This is a genomic window from Streptomyces sp. NPDC051104 (assembly GCF_040682835.1).
Taxonomy (GTDB): Bacteria; Actinomycetota; Actinomycetes; order Streptomycetales; family Streptomycetaceae; genus Streptomyces; species Streptomyces cynarae.
In genome coordinates this window covers 210,920-231,163 of the sequence record NZ_JBFBBS010000002.1, presented here as the reverse complement: position 1 = coordinate 231,163, position 20,244 = coordinate 210,920, and the positions used below count along the sequence as shown (strand labels likewise).

Here is a 20,244-nt window from a genome sequence, read left to right as displayed (position 1 = left end):
TTCGGCGCCCGCCGCACGCTGGTCGGCTCGCTCGCCGGGCAGGGCGCGCTGATCACCGCCCTGCTGGGCCTGAACAGCCACGTCTGGTCGGTGTGGCTCGCCATGGCCGCCGTCTCCCTGGCCAGCATGTGCCACCTGGGCGCGATCATCTCCTACGGCCTGACGGTCACCTCGGGCGTCCCGGACGAGGAGCAGGGCCTGGCCACCGGCCTGGTCACCTCCACCCAGCAGGTCCGCATCACCGTCGGCATCCCGATCCTCGGCGTCCTTGCCACCACCTCGACGGACCTGCTGTCGGGCGTGCACACGGTGATCGCGCTGGACGCGGTGATCGTCCTGGCGGCGGCGGTGCTGCTGGCGGTGGGACTGCGCACCCGGCGTGCGGGCCGCTCAGGGCCGGTCGAGGCGGAGGCGGTCGGCGCGCGGTAGGCGGGCGACGACCAGGTCGTACGAGTCCTCGATGAGCTCCCGGACCAGGCGGTCCGGGAGCTCGCCGTCGACCGTGACCGTGTTCCAGTGGCGTTTGTTCATGTGCCAGCCGGGGACGATCAGGCCCTCGTGCTCACGGCGGAGCCGCACCGCGTCGTCCGGGTCGCACTTGAGGTTGACCTTCAGGGGCCGCGCCTGAAGGGTCGTCAGCGCGAAGAGCTTGCCCTCCACCTTGAAGACCGAGGTCTCCGGGTTGAACGGGAAGTCCTCCACCGCCGCGTTGAACGACAGACAGAAGGCGCGCAGCTCCTGAGGGGTCACTCGGGCTTCTTCTCCTCGTCCTCGGCGGGATCCACCGGACCCACCGGCTCCACCAGCACCGTCACGATCTTGTTGCGGCGGCCCGCCGCGGCTTCCGCCGTCAGGCGCAGTTTCCGGCCGTCCGGAAGCTCCACCACGGACGACGCCCCGGCGATGGGCACCCGGCCCAGGGCCTTGGCGAGCAGACCGCCGACGGTCTCCACGTCCTCGTCGTCGAACGCCTCGAGCCCGTACAGCTCGCCCAGGTCGCCGATGTCCAGACGCGCGGTGACCCGGTAGCGGTCGTCGCCCAGTTCCTCCACCGGCGGCAGCTCGCGGTCGTACTCGTCGGTGATCTCGCCGACGATCTCCTCGAGGATGTCCTCGATGGTGACGATGCCGGCCGTGCCGCCGTACTCGTCGATGACGACCGCGACGTGGTTGCGATCCTTCTGCATCTCGCGCAGCAGGTCGCCCGCGTTCTTGGTGTCGGGCACGAAGGCGGCCGGCCGCATGGCGGTGGACACCAGCTCCGACTCGGCGTCCCGGCTGATGTGCGTCTTGCGGACCAGGTCCTTCAGATACACGATCCCGACGATGTCGTCCTCGCTCTCCCCGGTGACCGGGATGCGCGAGAAGCCGGAGCGCAGGGCGAGGGTGAGGGCCTGACGGATCGTCTTGAAGCGCTCGATGGTGACCAGGTCCGTCCTCGGCACCATCACCTCCCGCACGAGGGTGTCGCCCAGCTCGAACACCGAGTGCACCATGCGGCGCTCCTCGGCCTCGATCAGGGACTCCTTCTCGGCGAGGTCGACCAGGGCGCGCAGCTCCGCCTCGGAGGCGAAGGGGCCGCGGCGGAAGCCCTTGCCAGGGGTGAGCGCGTTACCGATGAGGATGAGGAGGGACGGGATCGGGCCCATGATCCGGGCCAGCGGCACCAGGACGTACGCCGCCACCGTGGCCGTGTTCAGCGGATGCTGGCGGCCGATCGTGCGCGGGGAGACGCCGACGGCGACGTACGACACGAGGACCATGACCGCGATCGCCACCAGCAGGGCCTCCGCGGTCCCGCTGAGCTCCTTCAGGCAGGCGTAGGTGACCAGCGCGGCGGCGGCCATCTCGCAGGCGACACGGACCAGCAGCGCCACGTTCAGATAGCGGGTCGGGTCCGCGGCGACCTGGGCGAGCTTGGCGCTGCCGCGCCGGCCCGCCCTGACGGCCTCCTCGGCGCGGAAGGTGGAGACTCGCGCCAGGCCCGCCTCCGCGCAGGCGGCGAGCCAGGCGACGACGACCAGGGCGATCGCGCCGACGACGATCTCGGGGCTCATGACACGGTGGGGGCCGGGGACGGGCCGGTCAGGCCCCTCTCCGCGCGCCAGCCGTCCACGATGGCGGCCTGCAGACCGAACATCTCGGCCTTCTCGTCGGGCTCCTCGTGGTCGTAGCCCAGCAGGTGCAGCACCCCGTGGACGGTGAGCAGCTGGAGCTCCTCCTCCATGGAGTGCTGCGTCGGGGCCTCGGCGCCCTGCTTGGCGGCGACCTCGGGGCACAGCACGATGTCGCCGAGCAGGCCCTGCGGGGGCTCTTCGTCGTCCTTGGACGGCGGCCGCAGCTCGTCCATCGGGAAGGACATGACGTCCGTGGGCCCCGGCAGGTCCATCCACTGCACGTGCAGCTGCTCCATGGCGTCGGCGTCCACGACGATCACCGAGAGCTCGGAGAGCGGGTGGATGCGCATCCGCGCGAGCGCGTAGCGGGCGATGTCGAGGATCGCCTGCTCGTCGACCTCGGTTCCGGACTCGTTGTTGACGTCGATCGACATGTGGTGCCCGGTCTCTACTTCCCCTTGTGCCCGGCCTTGCCCCGGCTCTGGCCCTTGTGCGTGCCGTTCTGGGTGCCGTGCTTGCTGTCGTACTGCTCGTACGCGTCGACGATACGGCCGACCAGCTTGTGCCGTACGACATCGTGCGACGACAGCCGGGAGAAGTGGACGTCCTCGACGCCCTCCAGGATCTCCTGGACCTGGCGCAGACCGCTCTTGGTGCCGTCCGGGAGGTCGACCTGGGTGACGTCACCCGTGATCACGATCTTCGAGTCGAAGCCGAGGCGGGTGAGGAACATCTTCATCTGCTCGGGGCTCGTGTTCTGGGCCTCGTCCAGGATGATGAAGGCGTCGTTGAGCGTGCGACCGCGCATGTACGCCAGCGGGGCGACCTCGATCGTGCCCGCGGCCATCAGCCGGGGGATCGAGTCGGGGTCGAGCATGTCGTGCAGCGCGTCGTACAGCGGGCGCAGGTAGGGGTCGATCTTCTCGTAGAGGGTGCCGGGCAGGAAGCCGAGGCGCTCGCCCGCCTCCACCGCCGGGCGGGTCAGGATGATGCGGGTGACCTGCTTGGACTGCAGGGCCTGCACCGCCTTCGCCATGGCGAGGTAGGTCTTGCCCGTACCCGCGGGGCCGATGCCGAAGACGATCGTGTGCTTGTCGATCGCGTCCACGTACCGCTTCTGGTTGAGCGTCTTGGGGCGGATGGTGCGGCCGCGCGACGACAGGATGTTCTGCGTCAGCACCTGCGCCGGGGTCTCCTGCGCGCCCTCGCCGTTCTCGCCCGCCCGGAGCATGGCGATCGAGCGTTCCACTGCGTCCTCCGTCATCGGCTGCCCGGTGCGGAGCACCAGCATCATCTCTGCGAACAGGCGCTGGACCAGGGCGACCTCCGCCGGGTCGCCGACCGCGCTGATCTCGTTGCCCCGGACATGGATGTCGACCCCGGGGAAGGCCGTCTCGATCACGCGCAGCAGGGAGTCGCCGGAACCCAGCACCATCACCATCGGGTGCTGGGCGGGGACGGTGATCTGTGCACTCGCCTGCCCCTGCGCGGGGGTGTGAGCTGTCGGTGTCTGAGTCATGGGCCGGCTCTGTAGGCCTGCGATTCCTCCTCCGTACGGCCGCGCGACTGACGGCGGCCTCGCGACTTCAAGAGTACGACGCGGGGCTGACAGAGCCGTAGGGCTTTTCGTCGCGGTCTTGCACCGCCGCTCGGGTGACCTTCGCCGCGGGCGCCACCCTCAGGCGCGGAGATCCTTACCACCTCTTCGCGGAACACACCGCTCCGTATCGCGCCTTTTCATCAATCATGGTTGCGAGAGGTGACAGAGCGGTGACGCAGTGCAATGGTGCCGCACATGACCAGTCACGGGGGCCACGGGCCCGTCTTCTGCGCCATCGTTCCACCGCACGTCCTCGACAAACTCGCCCAGCACGAGGACGCCGCGCTCGCCACTCCCGCGCGCCGCACCCTGGAGCGCGACGCCCTCGAGCGCACCCGCCGCCGGCTGACCACGGTCATCGGCGCACCCACGGCGGCCCCGCCCCAGGACACCGCCGGCCAGCCGCACCGCACCGTCTACGACGCCGGGCACCATCAGACGCTGCCCGGGAAGAAGGTCCGCGGCGAGGGCGACGAGCCCGGCAAGGACGCCACCGTCAACCGGGCCTACGCGGGCCTCGGTGCCACCTTCGAGCTGTACCGGACGGCGTACGGCCGCGACTCCATCGACGGCAAGGGTCTCCCGCTGGACGCCAGCGTGCACTTCGACGAGGACTACGACAACGCCTTCTGGAACGGCGAGCAGATGGTGTTCGGCGACGGGGACGGCAGGGTCTTCCTCGACTTCACCCTCCCGGTGGACGTCATCGGGCACGAACTCACCCACGGCGTCACCCAGTACACGGCGAACCTGGCCTACTTCGGCCAGTCGGGTGCCCTCAACGAGTCCGTCTCGGATGTCTTCGGCTCGCTGATCAAGCAGTACACCCTCGGCCAGACCGCCGACCGGGCCGACTGGCTGATCGGCGCCGGACTCCTCGCCCCGCATGTGAACGGCACGGCGCTGCGCTCCATGAAGGCGCCGGGCACCGCGTACGACGACCCGGCGCTCGGCAAGGACCCGCAGCCCGCGACCATGGCCGGGTACGTGAGGACCAGCCAGGACAACGGCGGCGTGCACATCAACTCCGGCATTCCCAACCACGCCTTCTACCTGGTCGCCACCGCGCTCGGCGGACACGCCTGGGAGCGGGCCGGGCAGATCTGGTACGACGTGCTCACCGGCGGCGGACTGCAGCAGGACGCGACCTTCGCGGACTTCGCGAAGCTGACCGTGACGGCCGCCAAGTCCCGCTACGGCGCCACCGGCCAGGAACAGGAGGCGGTACTCAAGGCCTGGGAGGAGGTGGGGGTGCCGATCACGTAGTTCTGTACTACACAGACACCCATGCGTATTCACGTCAGGCGCACGGGCGGTTTCGCGGGCATCGAGCGGCAGGCCGAGGTGGACACCTCGGGGCGGCCCGACGCACCCGAGTGGCATGCCCTGGCCGAGCGCGCGCTCGCGGCCGGCCAGGGGACGCCCCCGGCGGGGGTTCCCGACGGGTTCAGCTACCGGATCACCGTGGACGGCAGGACGGTGTACGCCGCCGATCCCCGGCTGACCGAGGAGCAGCGGCAGCTGGTCTCGCGGGTACTGAAGGAAGGGGCCTGACTGCTCGTCCACGCCTGCCCGTTGACTTCTGTTACCGGCGGTAAGGATGATCCGCGCATGGCGACAGACGAGCGCATGGCGACGGACCCGATACCTCAGTTCCCGCCCGGCTTCCTGTGGGGCGTGTCCACCTCGGCCCACCAGATCGAGGGGGCGGCCGACGAGCGCGAGCCCTCGGTGTGGGACGCCTTCACCGCCGAGCCCGGCCGGGTGAAGGACGGCTCGACCGCGGAGGTGGCCTGCGACCACTACCACCGCTACCGCGAGGACGTGGCGCTCCTGGCCGGCCTGGGCGTGGACGCATACCGCTTCTCCGTCTCCTGGCCCCGGGTGAACACCCCCGGCGGCCTCGACTTCTACGACCGCCTGGTCGACGAGCTGTGCGCGGCGGGCGTACGCCCGGTCGTGACCCTCTTCCACTGGGACCTGCCGGTCCCGCTGGACTGGCTCCAGCGGGACACGGCGTCGCGTTTCGCCGAGTACGTGTCGGTGGTGGCCGGCCGTCTCGGCGACCGCGTGCACAAGTGGATCACCCTCAACGAACCCGCCGAGCACACGCTGCTGGGCCACGCGCTGGGGGCGCACGCGCCCGGCAGGCAGCTGATGTTCGACGCCCTGCCGGTGGCCCACCACCAGCTGCTGGCCCACGGCCTGGCCGTACGGGCGCTGCGCGCGGCCGGGGCGGGCGACATCGGGATCGCCAACTCGCACGGCCCGACGTGGCCGGCGTCCGAGAAGCAGGAGGACGCGGAGGCGGCGGAGTTCTACGACGTCCTGCTGAACCGGTTGTTCTCGGACCCGCTGCTGCTCGGCCGGTACCCGGAAGGCATCGGCGAGCTGATGCCGGGAGACCCCGAAGACGTCGACGCGGACCTGAAGGTGATCGCGGAGCCGGTCGACTGGTACGGGATCAACTACTACGCGCCGACGCGGGTGGGCGCCCCACAGGGCGCGGAGATCGAGTTCGGCGGCCTGACACTCCCCGCCGAACTGCCCTTCTCCGTCCGGGGAATCGAGGGCCACCCGGTCACCGACTTCGGCTGGCCGGTGGTCCCCGAGGCGCTCACCGAGCTGCTGACCGGCTTCCGCGCACGCTACGGCGACCGGCTGCCGCCCGTGGTCATCACCGAGAACGGCTGCTCCTACGAGGGCGTCGACGACCAGGAGCGCATCGCCTACCTGGACGGGCACATCCGGGCCCTGCACCGGGCGCTGGAGGCGGGTGTCGACGTACGGGGCTACTTCGTCTGGTCGCTGCTGGACAACTTCGAGTGGGCCGAGGGGTACGCGCGCCGGTTCGGGCTGGTGCACGTGGACTACAAGACGCAGGAGAGGACGCCGAAGGCGTCGTACGGCTGGTTCCGGGACCTTCTGCGGGCGCGGGGATGACGACGGCCGACCGGGCCCTGCCCGACGTCGACGCCCTCGCCGAACCCGGCATCGGGGTCCCCCCGGTTCGAGCGAAGCCGAGAACTGGGGGAGCGCCGGCCGCGGCTGGACCGCCGCCCTGTCGCTGGCCAACGGGGCGATCTGGGTCGGCTGGTACGGCCCGCTGCAGATCCTGCCGGCCTCCCAGGCGAAGGACTTCGCGAGCGGCTCCGGGATGTCCAAGGAGACGATGCTGGCCTGGGTGACGGGCGCGGGCGCGGCGGTGTCGCTGGTCGCCAACCCGTTGTTCGGCGCGCTGTCGGACCGGACGACGGCGCGTTGGGGCCGCCGTACACCGTGGATCGTGGCCGGTACCGCGGGCGGCGCGGTGTCGCTGCTGCTGCTCGCGGGCCGCGGTCCCTGGAGCATGGCGCTCGGCTGGTGCCTGGTGCAGCTGACACTGAACGCGGCCTTCGCCGCGGTGACGGCCGCGGTGCCGGACCGGGTGCCCCGGCCGCAGCGGGGTTCGGTGGGCGGCTGGCTGGGGGCGGCGCAGATCCTCGGCGTGGTCGGCGGGACGGGCCTGGCGACGGTGGCCGGGGGCATCGGGGCGGGCTACGCGGCGTGCGCGGTGTTCACGGTGGCGGGCGTCCTGCCGTACGTCCTCGGCCACCAGGACCTGCGGCTGCCGGTGGTGGCCCGTCCGCACTGGTCCTGGCGGGGCTTCCTGGCCGGCTTCTGGCTGAGCCCGCGCCGCCACCCGGATCTGGGCTGGGCCTGGCTGACCCGCTTCCTGATCAACCTCAGCAACGCCCTGTTCCTGCTGTACCTCCTGTACTACCTCCGGGACCGCGTCCACCACCACGACCCCGACCAGGGGGTACTGATCCTCACCGCGGTGAACGGGGTGACGCTGCTCGCCACGGTCGTGGTCGGCGGGGTCTGGTCGGACCGGGTGGGCCGCCGCAAGCCGTTCGTGATCTGGTCGGGGGTGTTGATGGCGGTGGCGACGGCGGCCCTGTCGGCGTGGCAGACCTGGCCGGGGGCGATCGTGGCGGCGGCGGTGCTGGGCGTGGGCTTCGGGGTGTTCACGTCGGTGGACTTCGCCCTGATGACGGATGTCCTGCCCAAGGCCCTGGACCGGGGCGAGGACCTGGGGGTCATCAATGTCGCCAACGCCCTGCCCCAGGTCGCGGCCCCCGCGCTGGCGGCACCGATCGTCACCTACCTCGGCGGATACCGGGTCCTCTACCTGGTGGCGGCGCTGATCGGGATCGCGGGGGCGGGGCTGGTGGGGCGGATCCGCGGGGTGGACTGAGCCCGCCCTCTCGATTCACGGGCGCCGCCAGTCGTCACCGGCCATATGAGAGCCGGCCATCGGGCCCATGCGCAGCATGCCGCCGTCCACGCTCCAGGAGGCGCCTGTGACATAGGAGGCGTCGGGGCCGGCGAGGAAGGCGATCACAGCCGCGACCTCACGGGCGTCGCCCGGGCGCCCGAGCGGAACCCCGGGGCGGCGTTCGGTGTGCACGTCCGTGTCCTCCTGCCCGGTCATGGGCGTGGCGATCTCGCCGGGCGCCACCGCGTTGACGGTGATGCCGTGCTCGGCCAGTTCCAGGGCCATGACCTGGGTGAGCAGGCCGAGACCGCCCTTGGCCGCGCAGTACGGGGCCGCACCCACCCGCGGCTGGTGTTCGTGCACGGAGGTCACGTTGACGATCCGCCCGCCGTCGCCCTGCCGGATCATCCTCCGCGCCGCGCGCTGACCGCACAGGAACGGTCCGAGCAGGTCGACGTCCAGGACCTGGCGCACATCGTCCAGTTGCAGGTCCAGGAAGGGCGTCATGGTGCCCGTACCGGCGTTGTTGACCAGGACGTCGATGCGGCCGAGTTCCTCGCACAGTGCGTCGACCCTGTCCGCGGCCTCGGGAAGCCGGGTGAGGTCCACCTGGGCCACGGCGGCCCGCCGCCCCTTGTCGCGGACCTCCTCGGCGGTCTGTTCGGCGCCCTTCTGGTCGCTGTGCCAGGTGATGCCGATGTCCATCCCCGCCTCGGCCAGGCGGACGGCGGTGGCGCGGCCGATACCGGAGTCGGATCCGGTGACCACGGCCACCTTGGACGTGGACGGGGTGGGGGCGGACATACGGGCCTCCCGTGAGGTGTGCGGTCCTGGACGAGCGGTCGACGAGGGATCGCAGTACCCGGGGACGTACGGGGCAAACGATGACTGGAGCGCCCCAGCCTCGGACCGCCCGGCAGCCCGCCACCAAGCGGCACCAATGCGTGCACGTCGCCGCACACGCCGGTGGGTCCGCAGGACCTGTCACCGAGCGGGACCGCACGGCAAAGGTGACATTAGGAAAATGTGACTTTAGGAACTTTTTGTCCGGAAGCTGTCCCTGGTCCCGCATACTGATACGGGCCTTCGCATCCGGCGCGCCTCGGCTAGCATGCGGAGCATCATGCGTTTCGGGCTGCTTCTCCTTAGCTGCCGCGGCGAGGGCCTGTAGTCGAGGCCGACTCCCTCCCCGCGGTGCTTGGCGTTGCGTCGTCGGCCGTCCTTCCCGGACCCCTTGAGGAGCCCACGCACCATGGCGAACCGCCAGCAGCCCACCTCCATGCCGATCCACAAGTACCGGCCGTACGAGCAGGTCGACATCCCCGACCGCACCTGGCCCGACCAGCGGATCACGAAGGCCCCGCGCTGGCTCTCCACCGACCTGCGCGACGGCAACCAGGCCCTGATCGACCCCATGTCGCCGGTGCGCAAGCGCGCCATGTTCGACCTGCTGGTGAAGATGGGCTACAAGGAGATCGAGATCGGCTTCCCGGCCTCCGGCCAGACCGACTTCGACTTCGTGCGCTCCGTCATCGAGGAGGAGGGCGCGATCCCGGAGGACGTGACGATCTCCGTCCTGACCCAGGCTCGCGAGGACCTGATCGAGCGGACCGTGGAGTCCCTGAAGGGCGCGCGGCGCGCCAACGTCCACCTGTACAACGCGACCGCCCCGGTCTTCCGACGGGTCGTCTTCCGCGGTTCCAAGGACGACATCAAGCAGATCGCCGTCGACGGCACCCGGCTGGTGATGGAGTACGCGGAGAAGCTGCTGGGCCCCGAGACCGAGTTCGGCTACCAGTACAGCCCCGAGATCTTCACCGACACCGAGCTGGATTTCGCCCTGGAGGTCTGCGAGTCGGTCATGGACGTCTGGCAGCCCGGCCCGGACCGCGAGATCATCCTCAACCTGCCTGCCACCGTTGAGCGTTCGACCCCGTCCACGCACGCGGACCGCTTCGAGTGGATGCACCGCAACCTCTCCCGCCGCGAGTTCGTCTGCCTGTCCGCCCACCCGCACAACGACCGCGGCACTGCCGTCGCCGCCGCCGAGCTGGCGGTGATGGCGGGCGCCGACCGCGTCGAGGGCTGCCTGTTCGGCCAGGGCGAGCGCACCGGCAACGTCGACCTGGTCACCCTGGGCATGAACCTCTTCTCCCAGGGCGTCGACCCGCAGATCGACTTCTCCCACATCGACGAGATCCGCCGTACCTGGGAGTACTGCAACCAGATGGAGGTCCACCCGCGCCACCCCTACATCGGGGACCTCGTCTACACCTCCTTCTCCGGCTCCCACCAGGACGCCATCAAGAAGGGCTTCGACGCCATGGAGGCCGACGCGAAGGCCAAGGGCGTCACGGTCGACGACATCGAGTGGGCGGTGCCCTACCTGCCGATCGACCCCAAGGACGTCGGCCGCTCCTACGAGGCCGTGATCCGCGTCAACTCGCAGTCCGGCAAGGGCGGCATCTCCTACGTCCTGAAGAACGACCACAAGCTGGACCTGCCGCGCCGGATGCAGATCGAGTTCTCGAAGATCATCCAGGCGAAGACGGACGCCGAGGGCGGCGAGATCACGCCGAAGGAGATCTGGGACGTCTTCCAGGACGAGTACCTGCCGAACCCGGACAACCCGTGGGGCCGCATCCAGGTCAGGACGGGTCAGACGACCACCGACAAGGACGGCGTCGACACCCTGACGGTCGAGGCCACCGTCGACGGCGAGGACACCGTCCTGACCGGCACCGGCAACGGCCCGATCTCCGCCTTCTTCGACGCCCTGCAGTCCATCGGCATCGACGTACGCCTGCTGGACTACCAGGAGCACACGATGAGCGAGGGCGCCTCCGCGCAGGCCGCCTCGTACATCGAATGCGCGATCGACGGAAAGGTGCTGTGGGGGATCGGCATCGACGCGAATACGACACGTGCCTCGCTGAAGGCGGTCGTCTCCGCGGTCAACCGAGCCGCCCGCTGACCCTCTGACCTCCACGTTCACGGCCCCGTCCGCCTCCTGAGGCGGACGGGGCCGCGTCGTGCACCGGCCATTTCGGCCGAAGATCACGAGGAGGTCTCGTCCGGGGTACTGACTCCGCCTCAACAATGTGGCTAACATCACGCCAGCAGCGGCGATGTTGCCGCGGCGATACGGAGGTGCGACGTGCTGCCAGGACGGGGACGCAACGGCCCAGAAGCCCGCAAGGGCCGCATTTCGCAGGTCCTCGGCGTCCGCACCGCGTGGACCACCGTCGGCGACGGCGAGTTCTTCTGCCCCGGCTGCGGGGGCGACCGCAACTACCAGCGCCTCACCGGACGCCGTCGCCTCACCCTCGCCGGCCTGCCGGTCCTGCCGCGCGGGGAGACGGGTCCGGTCGTGGAGTGCGCGGCCTGCGGCCACCACTACGGCACGGACGTCCTCGACCACCCGACCACCACCCGCTTCGCCGCGATGCTCCGCGACGCCGTCCACACCGTGGCCCTGGCGGTCCTCGCCGCGGGCGGCACCTGCTCCCGTATGCCCCTGGAGACGGCCGCCGCCGCCGTCCGCTCCGCCGGCTTCGACGACTGCACGGCGGACGGGCTCAGCGCCCTGGTCGACGCCGTGGCCGCCGACACCGGCCGGGTCTGCGGCGAACCGGGCGGCGGCGCGAGCCTGGCCATAGAGCTGCACGAGGCCCTGGACCCGCTCGCCCCGCACCTCGCCCCCACCGGCCGTGAGTCGATCCTCCTCCAGGGCGCCCGCATCGCCCTCGCCGACGGCCCCTACACCCCCGCGGAACGCGACGTCCTGGCCACGGTGGGCGCCGCCCTGACGATCTGTTCGGAGGACGTGACCCGCCTGCTCGCGGCGGCCCGCACGGTGTCCTAGGCCTTTCGTTCGGACCATGCCGGGCTCGCGGGGCCTGGCACGCACTCCCCCACTGCCTTGACGGCGTGGGGCACCCCCAGCGGCGTTGTCGTCGGTCGCCGACTCCCCCACGCTCGAACACGCTCGCGCGGGGGGACCCCCATCGCGTCGCCCGCCGCGGTAGCGGCTGATGTCACAGCCTCCTCCGCCTTGCAGCTGCACGCACCAGGCCCCGCTCCCTGATCCGGCCTGATCCAAACGAAAGACCCCAGCCGTGCGACGGGGCACTGGTCGCTCGGTCCGGTGATGGCCCGACGGTGGGGGAGGGGGAGTCGGTGGGGGAGACCTTGGGGAGCGGGGGACGGACAACGGTTACCGAGGCGATCCGGTTCCGGCGCATCCCCCTCGCCGACCCGGAGTGACCGTCACAGCAGCCCGGCCGCCGCGAGATACTTCCCCACCGCCTCCCGCTCCTCCTGCGTGAGCGGCACCTGGGGCTCCGCCGTCGCCGGACACGCGATCACCCCGCGCAGATGCAACGCCGCCTTGAACGCCCCCAGCGCCGACGAACTCCCGCCCATCCGGGCCGGGTCCCCGACGCCGACCATGCCGTACAGCGCGCACAGCCGCTCCTGTTCCGCCCGCGCCGCCTCCCAGTCGCCCGCGCGGCACAGCCGGTCCAGGCGGACATAGCCCTCCGGGTCCACGTTGGCCAGCCCGGGCACCGCCCCGTCCGCGCCGAGCGCCAGTGCCGAGTCCACGACCAGCTCCGAACCCGTCAGCGCGCTGAACCCGGTGAGCGCGGGACGCGACCGCACCCCCGTCACGACCGCACGCAGACCGGCCAGGTCGCCGCTGGAGTCCTTCAGCCCGGCCAGCGTCCCGTCCGCCGCCAGCTCCAGCACCAGCTCCGGGCCCAGCTTCACGTGCACGGAGACGGGGATGTCGTAGGCGACGACCGGCACGGGGGAGCGCTGGGCGACCAGCCGGTAGTGCCGGGCGATCTCCGCGGGGTGTGTCCGCGTGTAGAACGGCGCCGTCACGACGACCGCGTCCGCGCCCGCCCGCGTCACATAGGCCACATGGTCCAGCACCCGCGGTGTCGTCATGTCGATGGCCCCGGCCAGTACCGGCACCTGCCCGGCGACGTGGGCCACCACCGACTCGACCACGGCAGCGCGCTGACGGTCCGTGAGGTGGGCGGCCTCGGAGGACGACCCGAGCACGAACAGGGCGTCCACCCCGCCGTTCAGCAGATGGTCCACCAGCCGCAGCAGCGAGGGCACATCCACCTCGCGGCCCGGTGTCAGAGGGGTGCAGACGGGCGGGATTACTCCGGTCAGCGGGGCGGGGAAGGGCATCAGGGCTCCCGGACGTGTTCCTGTTCCCGGCGGTGCGCCGGCCAAGGCGGTGGCCGTGGAGGGCCGGGACGGCCGACCTGTTCGGCTCGGGGGCGGCTCGCCCCCTCCCCAGGATGGTGGCAGCGAGAGCGGTGGCCGACGGCCGCCGACGCGCCCGTCCGCCGCCCGCGAAACGGCCCGCCCGCGCGGGCCCGCCGGCCGACACTGGACCGATGAGCGATCCCGAACCGGACAACGGCACGGGCAGGGCCGACGGCGAAGGCCGGGGCCCCGAGGCGCCCGGCGTCCTGCGGCTGCCGTCCGGGCGGCTGGTGCGCGGGCGGGGCCTTGGGCGGCCCGTGCCGCACGGGCCCGCGCCCACGTACGGCTGTATCTGCTCGGCAAGCGGCCCCCGGACGTGCCCTGGGCCTCCGACTGGCTGCGGTGGCCCGACTTCCGGCTGCCCAGCAGCCGTGGCGAGGCCCGGCGGCTGCTGACCGAGGCATGGGAGCGGGCCGCGCGCGGGCGCGTCGAGGTCGCCTGCGGCGGCGGACGCGGCCGTACCGGCACCGCGCTCGCCTGCCTCGCCGTCCTGGACGGCGTACCGCCGAAGTGGGCCGTGGCCTACGTGCGCGCCCACTACGACCGGCACGCCGTGGAAACGCCCTGGCAGCGGCGGTACGTACGGCGCTTCACAGTCCCAGCGTCATGATGAGCCGGTCCTCTCCGGCCCCGAAGTAGTCCTTGCGCACCCCCTCGTCGGACGAGAAGCCCAGCGACCGGTAGAGCATGATCGCGGCCGCGTTCGCCGGCTCCACCGTCAGCCGCACCTCGCGCACCTCCTCGGCCCGCAGCCGGCGCAGCACCTCCAGCATCAGCCGCCGGCCGAGCCCACGGCCCCGCTGGTCACGGGTCACACCGAGGCTGACGATCCAACTCCGGTAGCGGTCGGGCGTGGTGACGTACAGGACGTACCCGTGCAGGCTCTGCCCGTCGTCCAGCACCAGCAGGCAGTCCCCGTGCAGGTCGAACAGCTGGCGCAGCACGAAGTAGGGATACGGCTCGTCGGGGAACGCCTCCCTGTCCACCCGCACCAGCCGGGGCAGGTCGTCCTCCGTGACCCCCCGCATCGTCAGGGGGCGGTCGACGAACGACCGATCGTGGAACAGAGCCGGTCCGGTGGGCCCGCCACGCGAAGGGAAACGTTCCTCTGGAAACACAGTCATGCCGCCCCCCTGCGGAATGGAGTCAAGCGCGGGTGACCATCCGTACGGGTGGTACGAGTGGGACGCGCGCTGTCTGCCGTTCGGGTATGTTCGACAGATTTCCGACCATCTTGAGCGGGACGATCCAGGCCGTTCAAGGCGGGATCAGGTCCAATAAGTCATTCGCCCCGATGCGCCCCCGGTGCGCCCCAAGTGGCCCAACTGCGTCGCCCGGTTGGCTCAAGGGGGATCCCGCCTGGTCCTCCGATTGGTACGCTCGACCAATGACCTTCAGATCGCCGGGGGATGTACAGCTGAATGCGGACGTATCATGGGCCGCATTCGACCCCATTGCCTACGTCGAGCACAATTACCGCGGTCTGCAGGCGGAGGACGCGGAGATCCTTCAGATCGTGGGCGATCATTTCGGCGATCATTTCCAGGGACGTGACACCGCCGGCGTTTCGGGCATCGACGTCGGGGCCGGCGCGAACCTCTACCCGGCGCTCGCCATGCTCCCCTGGTGCGAGGAGATCACCCTCTACGAGCGCTCCCCGTCGAACGTCCGCTACCTCGAGAGCCAGGTCGCCTCCTACGACGGGAACTGGGACCAGTTCTGGGGCCTCCTGCGCAAGAACGAGGCATACGGCGCACTGGAGTTGGACCCGCGCGCCAGGTTCCGGGACGTGGTCCGGGTCCAGTCGGGCAACCTCTTCGACCTGGTGCGGCACCAGGGCCGCTGGTCCATGGGGACCATGTTCTTCGTCGCGGAGTCGATGACCACCTCGCACGCGGAGTTCGCCCGCGCCGTCGAGTGCTTCCTGCGCGCCCTCGCCCCCGGCGCGCCCTTCGCCGCCGCGTTCATGGAACATTCGTCCGGGTATCACGCGGGCAAGCATTTCTTCCCGGCGTGCGACGTGGGAGAGTTGGAGGTGTACGAGAGTCTCGTGCCTTTCGCGGGCGAGTTCAAGACCATGCGTCTCAAGGCTTCGGCCGCCGTGCGTGAAGGCTATTCGGGAATGATCGTCGCCTACGGCTGGAGGAATTCGGAGTCCGACATTCCGGAGTCCGATATTCCGGCCGTTTGAGGACCGCATCGTCACAACAGAAGACGGCACGTCCTCCAATGATGGCAGCGCGGCCTGTGTGAGGGGCATGGGATGCAGATCAAGCCACGCCAGCATCTGCTGGACATCTGGCAGGCGATCGCCCGCCACTCGTTCGACGGCGGGGAGTGGACCTGGGGCAAACGGGGTGGGGAAAGCAGCGTCGCCGACGCGGAGCGCCTGCTCTGCATCCTGTACCCGGCCACGGAGATCCCCGCCTTCCGCCTGGACGACCCGGACACCACACAGGACGACGTCCAGAGGGTGATGAAGAAGGCGGGCGGGCGCCTGGAGATCCCCGCGAACCTCGTCACGGCCACCGCCGAGTTCATGCGCAGGCACGCCGACGAGAAGAGACCCACGTTCGCAGGCGGCCACTACTTCGTGTCCGGGGACGAGGACCGCGACCTCACCCAGGAACAGCGCGACCTCGGAGTCGTCGACTCGTACTCCATGTCGATCACCCTGTGCCTGGCCACCCTCGGCTTCCTCAAGATCTACGAGTCCAAGACCCGGCGCGGCGACATCCTGGAGACCATCCAGGAAGTGCGCGCCGCCACCAGCAACCGCCTCACCGCGGCCATGGTGAGCCTGCTGCGCTCCTTCACCATCAACGTCTTCGACATCGACTCCTCCCAGGGGCGCACCCTGTGCGAACTCCTCGGCCAGGGACGGCTGTCGCAGCGGCACGTGCTGCGCAGGTTCCAGGACCGCTTCGAGGCCCTGCGCGCCGCCGTCGTCGAGAGCTTCGTCCTCGGTGTCGACGTCGAGGAAGGCCTCAAGGACCCGAACCAGCTCTTCGAATGCGGCTGGGGCTGGAGCATCGTCAGGGACGCGCCCGAGGTCGAGACCGCCGAACCCATCGGGCCGCAGCCCCAGGGCGTCGCCAACCCGGTGCCGTACCTCTACTTCACCGTCGTCGCCCTCGACGGTATCCAGGACCTGTTCTCCGACCGCACGCTCACCCTCGGCCTGCTCAACCCCGAACAGCAGCGGCTCGCCGAGGCGTTACGACTGCGCTGGGAGATCACCCAGCAGTTCTGGTCCGGCATCGCGCGCTTCGGCGGCGACCGCTGGCCCCTCGAGGACATCCCCTGGCGCACCACCGGCCAGAAACTCGAATCCGAGTACTTCTCCCTCTCCGTCGCCGCCATCCTCGTCCACGACCTGATGCGGCGCCGCGCCACCGACGACGACCTGACCCGCACCGTCAGCGTCATGGAACGCCTCGCCGAACGCGGCCGTATCACCAGCCGCATGACCCAGGACGACCCCATGGTCCGGCTGCACCACCCCGGCGTCACCCTGCCGCTGCAGGGCAGCGAGAGCGTCGGACCGCCCATGCAGTGGATCATGAGCGACTTCTCCGCGCAGCTGCTCAAGCGGACCATCCAGCTGTGCACGCTGTCCCGCAACCTCGGCTCGCACGACCGGCTGCTCCGGCTCGCCGAGGACATCTTCGACCACCTGTGGCGGCGCCGGATCGGCGACGGCGAGGGCACCGGCCTGTGGGACAACGTCCACGCCGCCTACCCCGAGACCCCGGCCTACGAGGGGCAAGTGTCCTGGAGCATCACCGAGCGCGTCACCGAAGTGATGGTCCAGGTCCACCAGATGTACAAGCAGCCGCCGATCCGCAGCGCCGAACTCACCGACCTGGCGCGGGCGCTGCTGAGCGAGTCCACCCACCTCCTCGGCAACGAACAGATGGAGCCCGCACCGGCCTCCGAGGGCAACCGAGGCATGGAACTCAGGAGCATCGAGGTCAAGTTGCGCCGCGCCCGCAAGCTCGTGGACGAACAACCCGGCACCGCCTGCTCGTTGACACTCGACGTTCTCGGACAGCTCGACGCCCTCGCCCGGGCCCGGGAAGCCGCGGCCCAGGGGGTGTGACCGTGCTCGTCTTCGCGGCCTCCGACAAGGGAGGCACGGGCCGCTCCGTCACCAGCGCCAACCTCGCCTACCACCGGGCGCTGGCCGGTGACGACGTCTGCTACCTGGACTTCGACTTCGGCTCGCCCACCGCGGCGGCCGTCTTCGACGTACCCGACGCCCGCCGGGCCGCCGAGGACCGCGGCCTGCACTCCTACCTGACCGGCGAGGTCGGCGAACCGGCCCGCATCGACGTCTGGGCCGACACCGAACACCCGGTGCTGCGCAACCGGCCCCCCGGCTCCGGCAGCCTGGTGCTGATGCCCGGCGACGTCAGCGGCGGCGAGTTCGCCACCACCGACGAGACTCTGCGCCGCTGCGTCGACCTCCTGCTGCGGCTCAACGGCGAGTTCGACATCATCGTCGTCGACCTCAGCGCCGGCCGCAGCTACGCCGTCGACATGGCCCTGGAGGCCACCTCCCAGCGCGAGCTGCGCGGTGTCCTGGCGCGCTGGCTGGTCTTCCACCGGTGGACCCGGCAGCACGTGGGGGCCGCGGCGAGCCTGGTCTACGGCAAGCGCGGCATCGTCGCCGGCGGGGTGGCCCGCGGCCACGACGAGGAGGCGCTGCGCAACGTCATCCGGTTCGTCCGGGCCGCCGTACCCGACCCCGAGTCCGCGCTGTGGTCGCAGGTGTCGGCGACCCAGTCGGCGTGGATGCGCGCCTGCGACCGCGACCTGAAGCAGATGTCCTCCACCCTCGGCATCGGATACACCCAGGTCCTGGGCTCGGTGCCGCTGGAGCCCGTCCTGCAGTGGCGCGAGCAGCTCATCACCGACGAGGACGTCCTCGACAGCCAGATCGCCAACCGGGAGACCTGGGAGGCACTGAGCGAACTGGCGAACCGGCTGACCGACGACAAGCACTGGGAGCAGCCGTGACGGAAGCCGTGTTCCGCGAGACCACCGCAGAGCCCCGCACCCAGTCCGTACCGCTCGCCCACCTCTCCCTCGAACTCGGCCACCTCTACATGGAGGACTTCGAGGCAGGGCCCGAGCGGCTGCGCGAGCACTTCGCCGAGGTGCGCGTCTGGGTGGACGCCGCCCGGGCCGCCGCCGCCCGCCGCACCGGCGGCAAGCGGCCCCGCATCAGCACCTGCTTCCTCATCGACGACTACTTCACCCGCTTCTCCACCCCCGCCGAACTCGTCCCCGTGGTGCTGGAGGAGGCCGAGCGGGCCGGCCTGGTCATCGACTACCTGGCCCGCGAGTCGGGCTGCGCCGTCGCCGACAAGATCGAGCTCGCCGAGGCCGTGATGCACCGCCTCGTCGAGTCACCGCCCCCGGGCAGCTACGGCTCCCGCCCGCCCGTCAGCCAGACCGGCTGGCTCGCCAACGGGCAGCGCAGCCCCGGGTCGCGCAGCGCCATGGGGGAGATCACCGGCTGGCAGCCGCCCCAGGAGACCGCCGCCCGCAACCACTCCGTGTTCATGGACGTCGAGCTGTGGTCCGAGAAGGACGGACAGCGGCTGTGGTCCTGCCCGTACCTCGCCGCCGTCTGGCAGCTCGCCCGCCTCGGCCTGCTGCGCCACCTCGGCGAACCCGTCCTCGTACCGCGCCCCTGGAACGGCCGCGACTTCCCCCACGAGTGGGACCGGCTGCCGCCGCTGATCCAGCTCAACCCGACGGCGGCGCCGTTCAGCGCGTACCGCACCTGCACCCTGATGCCCAACCGCTTCCTCGCCGTCGAGGACGCCGTACGGCTGATCCTCGACCAGATAGACGTCGACTCGGGCGCGCTCGAGCAGGTCGCCGAGCGTTCCGCCCGCGAGGGCGCGGCGGTGCCTGACGCGGTCGCGCAGCGCGCCACGTACGTCTTCTACGAGGAGCCCGCCGGCGCCTTGACCGCCGAGGGGAGCTGAGATGCCGGCCGGGGGACAGTCGGCGCGTCCGGTGCTCGCCTGTGGTGAGGTGCGGACCTGTCTGCTGCCGTCCTTCCACGCACTGGACGGCCGGGCCGCCGCCCAGCTGCTGAGGCTGCGAGCCGACGAACACGTCCGGGTCTCCGAGCGGCCCAACCTGTACGCGCTGTCCCCGGACGTCCTCACCGGCGTGGACTGCCGGCTGCCCACCTCCAACGGCGCCAAGGTACGCGCCGTCGGCACGGTGGCCGCCCGCGCCGCGCTCACCGAGGGCCGCGTCCTGCAGGCCACCGCCTACTTCAGCGCCCCGTCCGCCGGCCCCGACACGCGCCGCCCCTGGGGCCACTACCTCGTCAGGCCCGGCCTGGTCGAACCCTTCGGGAAGCTCCCCGAACAGGCCGCCGCCGAAGGCGTCCTGCGCGGCGGCGCACGCGGCGAACTCGACCTCGGAATGATCGCCGAGGGCCTGCTCGCCCAACTGCTGCGCCACCCGCTGCTCGACCACAAGGCACCCTTCAAGTCCCGGCGCACCCATCTGCGCTGGGTCGCGCGGCGCGCCCCCGAGGGCGAGGGGCCGTCGCTTCAGCGCTTCACCCTCGCCGAACACGGGCTGCGCACCGTGGAACTGAGGCTTCCGGAGGACGTCCCGGCCGCCGCGGCCGCCGGCCTGTGCGAGGACCTCGCCCTGCACGACTGGCTGCTGACGACCGTCGTGCACATGCTGGACAGCAGCCGGCTCGGTGCGGCGGACGGCCCCTCGGCCGTCCTCGCGCTGCGCCCGGCCGTCGATCACCTGCTGCATCTGTGGATGCCGCGCGCACACGTGGACCGCACCCTGGGTCACCTGTGGGACGTGCTGGAACGGGAGCCGGGGTTCACCCGTCAGTGGCAGACCCTGGTCCAGCGCATCCGCGACCAACTGGCCGTCCAGGCCATTCCGTTGCTGCACGAGGCGCTGAGCACACGCTGAGGGGCGGC

General features: G+C 70.9%; 18 protein-coding genes and 2 pseudogenes. 13 read left to right on the top strand and 7 right to left on the bottom strand.

Annotated elements, in window-relative coordinates:
* Window positions 1-429 (top strand): annotated as a pseudogene (locus tag AB0N14_RS05720) (MFS transporter); the annotation flags it as partial.
* Here AB0N14_RS05720 and AB0N14_RS05715 read toward each other — a convergent pair.
* Genes AB0N14_RS05715 through AB0N14_RS05700 form a run of 4 tightly spaced genes read right to left on the bottom strand, consistent with a single transcriptional unit; the run spans window position 391 to window position 3,636 of the window.
* Complete coding sequence (locus AB0N14_RS05715; RefSeq protein ID WP_366024442.1) at window positions 391-750, bottom strand: MmcQ/YjbR family DNA-binding protein; 360 nt, start codon at window positions 748-750, stop codon at window positions 391-393. The pseudogene AB0N14_RS05720 and the gene AB0N14_RS05715 sit on opposite strands and share 39 nt — an antisense overlap.
* Window positions 747-2,057 (bottom strand): hemolysin family protein, encoded by a 1,311-nt coding sequence (locus tag AB0N14_RS05710; RefSeq protein ID WP_366024441.1) that lies wholly within the window; start codon window positions 2,055-2,057, stop codon window positions 747-749. The genes AB0N14_RS05715 and AB0N14_RS05710 overlap by 4 nt, the downstream gene beginning before the upstream one ends.
* Window positions 2,054-2,551 carry an rRNA maturation RNase YbeY gene (ybeY, locus tag AB0N14_RS05705; protein WP_366024440.1) on the bottom strand — a complete coding sequence of 166 codons (498 nt, stop codon included), beginning with the start codon at window positions 2,549-2,551 and terminating at the stop codon, window positions 2,054-2,056. Before ybeY ends, AB0N14_RS05710 begins: the two co-directional genes overlap by 4 nt.
* Before the next feature lie 14 nt (window positions 2,552-2,565).
* Complete coding sequence (locus AB0N14_RS05700) at window positions 2,566-3,636, bottom strand: PhoH family protein (protein ID WP_366024439.1); 1,071 nt, start codon at window positions 3,634-3,636, stop codon at window positions 2,566-2,568.
* A gap of 276 nt (window positions 3,637-3,912) precedes the next feature.
* Here AB0N14_RS05700 and AB0N14_RS05695 point away from each other — a divergent pair, with 276 nt between their 5' ends.
* From AB0N14_RS05695 to AB0N14_RS05680, 4 genes are all read left to right on the top strand, one after another.
* Entirely contained in the window at window positions 3,913-4,983 is a 1,071-nt protein-coding gene (locus tag AB0N14_RS05695) for a M4 family metallopeptidase (protein WP_366024438.1), read from the top strand.
* Window positions 4,984-5,004: 21 nt separating this feature from the next.
* A complete protein-coding gene (locus AB0N14_RS05690) occupies window positions 5,005-5,271 on the top strand; it encodes a protealysin inhibitor emfourin (RefSeq protein WP_366024437.1) in 267 nt (88 codons plus the stop codon).
* 57 nt (window positions 5,272-5,328) lie between these two features.
* Entirely contained in the window at window positions 5,329-6,660 is a 1,332-nt protein-coding gene (locus AB0N14_RS05685) for a GH1 family beta-glucosidase (RefSeq protein ID WP_366024436.1), read from the top strand.
* A 118-nt stretch (window positions 6,661-6,778) separates the two neighbouring features.
* Window positions 6,779-7,957: an MFS transporter gene (locus AB0N14_RS05680; RefSeq protein WP_366024606.1), complete on the top strand. Its 1,179-nt coding sequence runs from the start codon at window positions 6,779-6,781 to the stop codon at window positions 7,955-7,957.
* 15 nt (window positions 7,958-7,972) lie between these two features.
* On the opposite strand, the gene AB0N14_RS05675 is transcribed toward AB0N14_RS05680, so the two are convergent.
* Window positions 7,973-8,782 (bottom strand): SDR family oxidoreductase, encoded by an 810-nt coding sequence (locus AB0N14_RS05675; protein ID WP_366024435.1) that lies wholly within the window; start codon window positions 8,780-8,782, stop codon window positions 7,973-7,975.
* A gap of 448 nt (window positions 8,783-9,230) precedes the next feature.
* Here AB0N14_RS05675 and leuA point away from each other — a divergent pair, with 448 nt between their 5' ends.
* Both leuA and AB0N14_RS05665 read left to right on the top strand, forming a co-directional pair.
* Window positions 9,231-10,952, top strand: coding sequence for a 2-isopropylmalate synthase (gene leuA, locus AB0N14_RS05670; protein ID WP_366024434.1), 1,722 nt, complete (start codon window positions 9,231-9,233; stop codon window positions 10,950-10,952).
* A 183-nt stretch (window positions 10,953-11,135) separates the two neighbouring features.
* Window positions 11,136-11,843, top strand: a complete 708-nt coding sequence (locus AB0N14_RS05665; RefSeq protein ID WP_366024433.1) for a TerB family tellurite resistance protein — start codon at window positions 11,136-11,138, stop codon at window positions 11,841-11,843.
* 404 nt (window positions 11,844-12,247) lie between these two features.
* Here AB0N14_RS05665 and AB0N14_RS05660 read toward each other — a convergent pair whose 3' ends face one another.
* Window positions 12,248-13,183, bottom strand: a complete 936-nt coding sequence (locus AB0N14_RS05660; protein WP_366024432.1) for a dihydrodipicolinate synthase family protein — start codon at window positions 13,181-13,183, stop codon at window positions 12,248-12,250.
* A 212-nt stretch (window positions 13,184-13,395) separates the two neighbouring features.
* On the opposite strand from AB0N14_RS05660, the pseudogene AB0N14_RS05655 reads away from it, so the two are divergent.
* A pseudogene (locus AB0N14_RS05655) lies at window positions 13,396-13,874 on the top strand (protein phosphatase).
* Here AB0N14_RS05655 and AB0N14_RS05650 read toward each other — a convergent pair.
* Window positions 13,855-14,388, bottom strand: a complete 534-nt coding sequence (locus tag AB0N14_RS05650) for a GNAT family N-acetyltransferase (RefSeq protein WP_366024431.1) — start codon at window positions 14,386-14,388, stop codon at window positions 13,855-13,857. The pseudogene AB0N14_RS05655 and the gene AB0N14_RS05650 overlap by 20 nt on opposite strands.
* Window positions 14,389-14,651: 263 nt before the next feature.
* Between AB0N14_RS05650 and AB0N14_RS05645 the strand changes: the two genes are divergently transcribed.
* The 5 genes from AB0N14_RS05645 (at window position 14,652) to AB0N14_RS05625 (ending at window position 20,236) form a co-directional block, all read left to right on the top strand.
* The gene (locus tag AB0N14_RS05645; RefSeq protein ID WP_366024430.1) at window positions 14,652-15,455 is read left to right on the top strand and encodes an SCO2525 family SAM-dependent methyltransferase; all 804 of its coding nucleotides are present in this window, start codon (window positions 14,652-14,654) and stop codon (window positions 15,453-15,455) included.
* 72 nt (window positions 15,456-15,527) lie between these two features.
* Complete coding sequence (locus AB0N14_RS05640) at window positions 15,528-17,366, top strand: SCO2524 family protein (protein WP_366024429.1); 1,839 nt, start codon at window positions 15,528-15,530, stop codon at window positions 17,364-17,366.
* A 2-nt stretch (window positions 17,367-17,368) separates the two neighbouring features.
* Window positions 17,369-18,286 (top strand): SCO2523 family variant P-loop protein, encoded by a 918-nt coding sequence (locus AB0N14_RS05635; RefSeq protein ID WP_366024605.1) that lies wholly within the window; start codon window positions 17,369-17,371, stop codon window positions 18,284-18,286.
* Window positions 18,283-19,266 carry an SCO2522 family protein gene (locus tag AB0N14_RS05630; RefSeq protein WP_366024428.1) on the top strand — a complete coding sequence of 328 codons (984 nt, stop codon included), beginning with the start codon at window positions 18,283-18,285 and terminating at the stop codon, window positions 19,264-19,266. The genes AB0N14_RS05635 and AB0N14_RS05630 overlap by 4 nt, the downstream gene beginning before the upstream one ends.
* A gap of 1 nt (window position 19,267) precedes the next feature.
* On the top strand, window positions 19,268-20,236 hold the full coding sequence (locus AB0N14_RS05625) for an SCO2521 family protein (protein ID WP_366024427.1): 969 nt from the start codon (window positions 19,268-19,270) through the stop codon (window positions 20,234-20,236).
* Window positions 20,237-20,244: the final 8 nt, after the last annotated feature.

What these genes read in the sequence shown, in the direction of transcription:
- ybeY (WP_366024440.1), bottom strand. Translation starts at nt 2,551, where the DNA reads ATGTCGATCGACGTCAACAACGAGTCCGGAACCGAGGTCGACGAGCAG.
- AB0N14_RS05710 (WP_366024441.1), bottom strand. Translation starts at nt 2,057, where the DNA reads ATGAGCCCCGAGATCGTCGTCGGCGCGATCGCCCTGGTCGTCGTCGCC.
- AB0N14_RS05675 (WP_366024435.1), bottom strand. Translation starts at nt 8,782, where the DNA reads ATGTCCGCCCCCACCCCGTCCACGTCCAAGGTGGCCGTGGTCACCGGA.
- AB0N14_RS05685 (WP_366024436.1), top strand. Translation starts at nt 5,329, where the DNA reads ATGGCGACAGACGAGCGCATGGCGACGGACCCGATACCTCAGTTCCCG.
- AB0N14_RS05645 (WP_366024430.1), top strand. Translation starts at nt 14,652, where the DNA reads ATGACCTTCAGATCGCCGGGGGATGTACAGCTGAATGCGGACGTATCA.
- AB0N14_RS05695 (WP_366024438.1), top strand. Translation starts at nt 3,913, where the DNA reads ATGACCAGTCACGGGGGCCACGGGCCCGTCTTCTGCGCCATCGTTCCA.
- AB0N14_RS05625 (WP_366024427.1), top strand. Translation starts at nt 19,268, where the DNA reads ATGCCGGCCGGGGGACAGTCGGCGCGTCCGGTGCTCGCCTGTGGTGAG.
- leuA (WP_366024434.1), top strand. Translation starts at nt 9,231, where the DNA reads ATGGCGAACCGCCAGCAGCCCACCTCCATGCCGATCCACAAGTACCGG.
- AB0N14_RS05650 (WP_366024431.1), bottom strand. Translation starts at nt 14,388, where the DNA reads ATGACTGTGTTTCCAGAGGAACGTTTCCCTTCGCGTGGCGGGCCCACC.
- AB0N14_RS05640 (WP_366024429.1), top strand. Translation starts at nt 15,528, where the DNA reads ATGCAGATCAAGCCACGCCAGCATCTGCTGGACATCTGGCAGGCGATC.
- AB0N14_RS05690 (WP_366024437.1), top strand. Translation starts at nt 5,005, where the DNA reads ATGCGTATTCACGTCAGGCGCACGGGCGGTTTCGCGGGCATCGAGCGG.
- AB0N14_RS05660 (WP_366024432.1), bottom strand. Translation starts at nt 13,183, where the DNA reads ATGCCCTTCCCCGCCCCGCTGACCGGAGTAATCCCGCCCGTCTGCACC.
- AB0N14_RS05700 (WP_366024439.1), bottom strand. Translation starts at nt 3,636, where the DNA reads ATGACTCAGACACCGACAGCTCACACCCCCGCGCAGGGGCAGGCGAGT.